This window comes from uncultured Aquabacterium sp. (assembly GCF_947366995.1).
GTDB lineage: Bacteria > Pseudomonadota > Gammaproteobacteria > Burkholderiales > Burkholderiaceae_C > Aquabacterium.
In genome coordinates, this window is sequence record NZ_CANBCC010000109.1 from 1 (window position 1) to 6,655 (window position 6,655).

A 6,655-nucleotide genomic window follows, 5' to 3' on the forward strand; every position below is an offset into this window, starting at 1 on the left:
GGCCTCGGCGAGCCCGCCGAACACGGCCCGCGAGCCTGTGTGCACGACCACGGCGGTGGCCGTGCCGCTGGCCACGTGCGTGCCCATGAACACGGTGTTGTGCAAGGACAGGGCCTCGGCTTCGTCGGTCTGGGGCGCGGGGTTCTTCTCGACGGGAAGGGCTTCCCCGGTGAGCGCCGCCTCGTTGACAAAGCAGTCACGGGCCGACAGCAGGCGGGCGTCAGCCGGCACCAGGTCGCCCGCCGACAGGTGCAGCACATCGCCGGGCACCAGGGCCTCGATCGGCCGCTCCTGGAGCTGCCCGTCGCGCCACACCGAAGCACGTGTGTGCACCATCGCACGCAGGGCCGCCGCCGCGCGGCCCGAGCGGCGCTCCTGCCAGGTGCCCAGACCGATGCTGAGCACCACCATCGCCAGAATCAGGGCGCCGGTCTGGGGATTGGCCTTTGCGAACGACACGGCCGACAGCGCCAGCAGCAGCACATTGAGCGGATTGGCGATGCGCCCGGCCAGCACCCGCCACCAGGGAGGGGCATGGGTGCGCCCCACCGCGTTCGGGCCGTGCACCCGCACGCGGTCGCTCGCCTCGCGCTCGGACAGGCCCTGAGGGCCCGAACCCAGTGCCCGCAGCACCGCCTCTGCGGGCTGTGCTGCGTGCGCGCACAACGCGGCCCGCGCGGCCTGTTCGGTGTCTGCTGGATCGGCCATGGCCCTCATTCTGACCGGCCTGCATGACACCGCGATGCAGGCCGCATGACGCTCACTCGATGTTGAGCCGCTTGCTGGCCGGCTGGGCCACCTTCTTGGCCAGCTTGAGCTCCAGCACGCCATCCTTGAAGCTGGCGGTGGACTGCCCCTCGTCCAGCTCATAGGGCAGCTGGAAGGCACGCGAGACCTGCCCGAAGTAGCGCTCGGAGCGCAGCACGCGCTCGCCGTCCTTCACGTCCTTCTCCTGCTTGACCTCGCTGCGGATCGAGACCTGGTTGCCCTCGATCTCGACGTGGATGTCTTCCTTCTTCGCACCGGGCAGCTCAGCGTGCACCAGGTACGCATCGGGCTGCTCCTTCACATCCACCTTGATCTGCTGGGTCGGCATGCCCGAGGGGAAATCCATCGGCTTGACGAAGAAACCGCGGAACAGGTCGTCCAGCGGGCTGTAGCGGGTGACTTGGTTCATGGTGACCTCCGTATGCATTCAGATGAGCGCGGCACCGCGTGATGCCGACACCCCTCAGAATGGGCGCCCCCGCGGCGTCTTTCAAGAGGGCGCGCGCGCCGCTGCAAGGCCTTTTTGATCAGGGACAAATGGCCGACTGCGCGCCGTCGGTCGGGTGCCGCGGCATCATGGCGCCATGACGACCTATGCAAGCACCCCGGACGGCACCCGGCTGGCCCTCGACGACGCGGGCGGCCCCGGCGAGCCCGTGCTGCTCGTGTGCGGCCAGGGCCAGGATCGCCACTTCTGGCAAGGTTTCAGCCAGGCGCTGATGGCCGCGGCACCCGGTCGCTGGCGCCCGATCGCGCTGGACCCGCGTGGCATCGGCGACAGCGACCCGCTGCCCCCGGCCGACACCGGCCCCTGGCAGACGCGCGACATGGCGCATGACCTGGTCGCCGTGCTCGACACGCTGGGCCTGCCTCGCTCGCACCTCATCGGCTTCTCGCTCGGCGGGCGCGTGGCGCAGTGGTTCGCCGTCGACCACGGCGATCGGCTGGGGGCGCTGGTGCTTGCAGGCACCACCCCAGGCAACGCGCACGGCGTGCCGCGCGACCCTGAAGTGAGCGCGATGCTGGCCCGCGGCGACCTGGCCGCGCTCGCGGGCACCATGGTGCCGCCCGATTGGGCTGCGGCGCATGCCGACGCCCTGCCCGGCCTCATGCGCCGCCGCCCCATTGCGCTGCCTGTGCTGCGTCGCTACTACGAGGCCAGCGAAGCACACGACGCCTGGGTCGGCCTCGCCACCGCCGAGGCGCCCACTCTGGTGCTGCACGGCACACAGGACCCGGTCAACGTGCCCGACAACGCCCGGCTGCTGGCCGAACGCCTGCCCCACGCCGAGCTGGCCTGGATCGAAGGCGCCCGCCACGCGCCCTTCTGGAGCCACCTGCCGGCCACGGTCGAAGCCGTGTCCGCCTTTCTGGCCCGCCACCCCCTGCCCCGCTAGGAGCACGCCATGTCCCTCGACGACCTGCCCCTGTTCCCCTTGCACACCGTGTTGTTTCCGGGCGGCCTGCTGCCACTGCAGATCTTCGAGGTGCGTTACCTCGACCTGATGAAACGCTGCGAAGCCAGCGGCGAGCCCTTTGGCGTCGTGACGCTGCAGCGCGGCAGCGAGGTGCGGCGCGCGCCCGCGGGGGGCCCTGGCTCGCAGCCCGCAGAGACCTTTGCCGACGTGGGCACGCTGGCCACACTCGAGCGCGTCGAGCGCCCTCAACCCGGCCTGATGCTGGTGCAGTGCCGCGGCGGCCCGCGCTTCACATTGGCGGGCCACGCGCAGCGGCCCCATGGGCTGTGGACTGGTCAGGCCACCCTCCTGCCCGATGACGCCGCAGCGGCCGTGCCGGCCGATCTGGCCAGCCTGGCGCCCCGCCTTCAGGATGCCCTGCGCGCCCTCGGCGACGATGCGCCGGTGGCCGCCGCCGTGCCGCATTCCGACGCACGCTGGCGCGACGCCGGCTGGCTGGCCAACCGTTGGAGCGAGCTGCTGCCCATCACCGCGGCCGAGCGCCACCGGCTGATGACGCTGGACAACCCCCTGTGGCGCCTGGAGCTGGTTGCCGAATGGCTGGAGCGGCTGGCCCGCCAAGCCGACACGGCGCGTTGATCCCGGGTTTTGCCGAGGGTCGCCCGCTGCCCAAGCTCACCCGAAATGCCTACACTGGTGGGCCGTTTGCGCCGCCGGTCGCAGCGCGGGCCCACCCGGCCCGCGCCTCGTGTCAGGGCAGCGCCGATTCCACACGAGTCCAGGTGCTGTACCGACCACGGACACCCGATCCGAGGAGCAGGCCATGCCAGAACCGACCGGCAACGAACCGGGCGCATCCCCCTTCCCGCCAGGCGACCTGGGCACCCCGCCCACCTGGCGACCGGTAGGCCGTCGCGCCTTGCCCGCCGGCATCTCGCCTTCGATGGCGGACGATGCCGACCGCCTGCTGGAAGAGCTGCACCAGCGCCAGGAAGCCTTCGAACAGCAGGGCCAGGTGCTGCGTCAGGTGCAGGCCGCGCTCGCCCGCGCCCAGGCCACCAACCAGGAACTGGCGCTCGTCGCCGACCGCGCCACCGATGCCATCCTCATCTGCGATGCACGCCGCTGCATCACCTGGGTCAACCCCGCCTTCACGCGCCTGACGGGCTTCTCCCTCACCGAAAGCCATGGCCAGCAGCCGGAAGAGCTGCTCAGCGGACCGCACACCGACACCGCCACCATCACCCGCATCAACCAGATGCTGGCCCAGGGTGCGACCGTCGAACGGCTGGAGGTGTGCCACCACCGCAAGGACGGTGAGCCGTTCTGGGTGAGCCGCTCGGTGCAGCCGCTGCACGGCCACGACGGCCAGATCAACCGCTACATCGAGGTGCTGCACGACATCAGCGAACACCGCCGTGCCGAGTCCGAGCACAACCGCCGGCTCGAGGCCGAGGTGGCGCTCGCCACCAAGTCCGAGTTCCTCAGCCGGATGAGCCACAGCATGCGCTCGCCGCTGAATGCCATTCTCGGCTTCACGCAGCTGCTCGACATGCACGACACCGGCCACCTGCCCGAGGCCCAGCGCCGGCAGATCGGCCACATCCACACGGCGGGGCAACAGTTGCTGTCGCTGCTGGACCAGGCTCTGGAATACGCCCGTCTGGAAGAGCGCCCGCTTGGGATCCGCCCGCAACGCGTCGACATGAGCATGCTGTTGCGGGAGGTGCGCGCCGCCCTGGACGAAGACGCGCAGGCCCAGGAGATCACCGTCGTGGTCGACTCGCAGTGCCCGCCGCTGTGGGCCGATCCGCAGCACACCCGCTCCATCCTGCTCAACCTGATGAGCAACGCGATCAAGTTCAGCCCGCGCGGCGCGACCGTGTGGCTGCAGGGCCGCGTGGCGCAGGACGAGCGCGTCGGCATCGTGGAGGTGCGCGACCAGGGCTTTGGCATCGAGCAGCATGACCTGCCCCGCCTGTTCCAGCCCTTCACGCGGCTGGACACCTCACCGGGCCAGCCCGTGGGCAACGGCCTCGGGCTGGCGGTGTCGCAACGGCTGGCCGAGTTGATGCACGGTCGCATCGAGGTGAGTTCCACACTCGGCAAGGGCAGCACCTTCAGCCTGCACCTGCCGCTGGCAGAGGGACCAGGGGCGCTGCGCCTGGGCCAGCTGCGAGGCAGCGCCGAACCCGCGGTGATGCTGCCGCCGCTGCGCGTGGTCCACATCGAGGACAACGCCCTGAACCGCAGCCTGGTCGAGGCGCTGTTCTCGCCCTACCCGCAGGTGCGCCTGTACTCGGCCGAAACCGCCGCCGAGGGCATGGCCAGCATCGAGGCCACCCACCCCGACGTGGCCCTGGTCGACATCAACCTGCCGGACGGCAGCGGGCTGGACTTGTGCCGGCGCCTGCGGGGACAGGCGGCGTTCAAAAAGCTGCCGCTGATTGCCCTGAGTGCCGATGCGCTGCCCGAGCACATCGCCCGCGCGCTGCAGACGGGCTTCAACCATTACCTGGTCAAGCCCCTGCAGATCAACCGCCTGCTGACGATCCTGTCGCAGTTGCCCAGCACGCAGGCGGCGCCGCCGCAGTGAGGGCGGCGCTCGGTGGCGCCGTCAGAGCCTGCCGAATCAGCGGGGCGACCAACGCGATCTTGGGGCCCATCTGATCGCAGGGCACGGCCGCGTACGAGAGGATGAGCCCGCTGCGCCGCGCCCCGACGCAGTACACGGACAGCGGCATCAGCGTCACCCCCAGGCAGGCCGTGGCGCGCGAAATGCCGCGGTCGTCGACCTCGGCAGGCAGCAGCAAGGTGAGGTGCATGCCCATTGCCCCGCCCGAGATCGCGATGCGCCCATCGGCCAGTTCCGCGCCCAGGTGCTCACGGAGGGCAGCCAGCAACGCCTCGCGCCGCAGGCCGTATTCACGCCGCGTGCTGCGCACGTGGGCGGCGTAGTGGCCTTCCCGGATGAAGTCGGCCAGCACGCGCTGCTGCACCACGTCGCCATCGCGGTAGAAGTCTGACGAGGCGGTGGCGAACACCTGCTGCAGATGCTGCGGCACCACGAGGTACGCCATGCGGATGCCCGGATACAGCGTCTTGCTGAAGGTGCCGAGGTAGATGACACGACCGGTGTCCTGCATCCCCTGCAGCGACGGAAAGGGCTTGCCCGTGTAGCGGAATTCGCTGTCGTAGTCGTCCTCCAGCAGGATGGCATCGTGGGCCTCGGCATACCGCAGCCAGGCCAGCCGCCGCGCCAGGGTCATCACGTGGCCCATCGGGAACTGGTGCGAGGGCGTCATGTAGACCAGCCTCGGCGGGCCTGGCAGCTGCCCCGCTTGTGGCACCGGCAGCCCTTCTGCATCGACGTCGAGCGCGCAGGTCTTCAGACCGTGGTCGCCCAGCACGTGGCTCGCGCCCCAGTAGCAGGGGTTCTCCATCAGTGCCACGTCGCCCGGGTCGGTCAGCAGGCGAGCGACCAGTTCGAGTGACTCCACGGTCCCGTCCGTCAGGATCACCTGTTCCGGCTGGCAGCGCACACCGCGCATGGTGCGTATGTGGTCGGCGATGGCGCGGCGCAACTCCATCGCGCCCCCGGGCTCGCCTTGTTCCAGACACGCTGCATCACCCTGGCTGAGGTGCTTGCGTTGCAGGCGGTTCCAGGTCGACAAGGGGAACAGTTGAAGGTCGAGCTGCCCGGAGCAGAAAGCTTGCGGCCGCCAGAACTGGTGAACCGGGTGCCGCTGGTAGCTCAGGCCGCGCCGCGACAGGTTCAGGGGCCGGACGGCCTCTGCAACGGAATTTGGAAGCGCCGCTTCCAGCTCATTCGATGAGCGAGGGGCGCCGTTGGCGAGCGCACCCAGGTGCGGGGTCAGCAAGGCATCCTGCACCCGGCACACGAACGTGCCGGAGCCGTGCCCCGCCACCAGCATGCCTTCGCTCTTGAGCTGGTCGTAGATGGCCACGATGGTGTTGCGTGCCACCCCCAGTTCGCGGGCCAGTTCGCGCGATGACGGCACCCGGACGCCCGGGACCAGCACGCCTTCCAGCACCGCGCGGCGCACCAGATGAAGAATCAATGCGCCGGGCTGGGACGCGCGCTGGCTGGGCTGCGCGCGCTGGAGCTCCTGCTGGAGCCATTCGTGAAGGGCCGCTGTCTGCATAGAACGGAAAAAGACTGCACGGGTCGGTGCCCGCGCACCGACATGGGGATCAGGGTTATCCCGCAGCAAACTCAAGCAAGAAGTGGACCGGCGACTGCGCGCCAAGTGGCCCTTCCCGATGGACCACTGCGCGGCTATCGTGACGTCACATCGTCCCCACAGGCAATCATGGTCTCCCCTGACGTCGCCCCGATCAACAGCCCGCTGCCGCGCCATGCGCCGCGTGTGCTGGTCCCGGCCTGCAACCGGCCCCTGGGCCAGATCGGAAGAGCGTCGTGTAGGGAAAGAGTGTCGTTCGGCGTG

Annotated in this window: 6 protein-coding genes; 3 read left to right on the plus strand and 3 right to left on the minus strand. The window is 69.9% G+C overall.

Annotated features, from left to right (window positions below; all coding sequences use genetic code 11):
• A partial coding sequence (locus tag Q0Z44_RS17865; protein ID WP_298015292.1) for an HAD-IC family P-type ATPase occupies positions 1-708 on the minus strand: 708 nt, incomplete at its 3' end.
• Positions 709-760: 52 nt separating this feature from the next.
• Positions 761-1,177, minus strand: a complete 417-nt coding sequence (locus Q0Z44_RS17870; RefSeq protein WP_298015294.1) for an Hsp20/alpha crystallin family protein — start codon at positions 1,175-1,177, stop codon at positions 761-763.
• A gap of 175 nt (positions 1,178-1,352) precedes the next feature.
• On the opposite strand from Q0Z44_RS17870, the gene Q0Z44_RS17875 reads away from it, so the two are divergent.
• From Q0Z44_RS17875 to Q0Z44_RS17885, 3 genes are all read left to right on the plus strand, one after another.
• Positions 1,353-2,165, plus strand: a complete 813-nt coding sequence (locus Q0Z44_RS17875; RefSeq protein WP_298015296.1) for an alpha/beta hydrolase — start codon at positions 1,353-1,355, stop codon at positions 2,163-2,165.
• A gap of 9 nt (positions 2,166-2,174) precedes the next feature.
• Positions 2,175-2,825: an LON peptidase substrate-binding domain-containing protein gene (locus Q0Z44_RS17880; RefSeq protein WP_298015298.1), complete on the plus strand. Its 651-nt coding sequence runs from the start codon at positions 2,175-2,177 to the stop codon at positions 2,823-2,825.
• A gap of 184 nt (positions 2,826-3,009) precedes the next feature.
• Complete coding sequence (locus tag Q0Z44_RS17885; protein WP_298015300.1) at positions 3,010-4,782, plus strand: ATP-binding protein; 1,773 nt, start codon at positions 3,010-3,012, stop codon at positions 4,780-4,782.
• Here the strand turns inward: Q0Z44_RS17885 and Q0Z44_RS17890 are convergent.
• The gene (locus Q0Z44_RS17890) at positions 4,721-6,352 is read right to left on the minus strand and encodes a PLP-dependent aminotransferase family protein (protein WP_298015303.1); all 1,632 of its coding nucleotides are present in this window, start codon (positions 6,350-6,352) and stop codon (positions 4,721-4,723) included. The genes Q0Z44_RS17885 and Q0Z44_RS17890 overlap by 62 nt on opposite strands.
• Between the last annotated feature and the right edge of the window lie 303 nt (positions 6,353-6,655).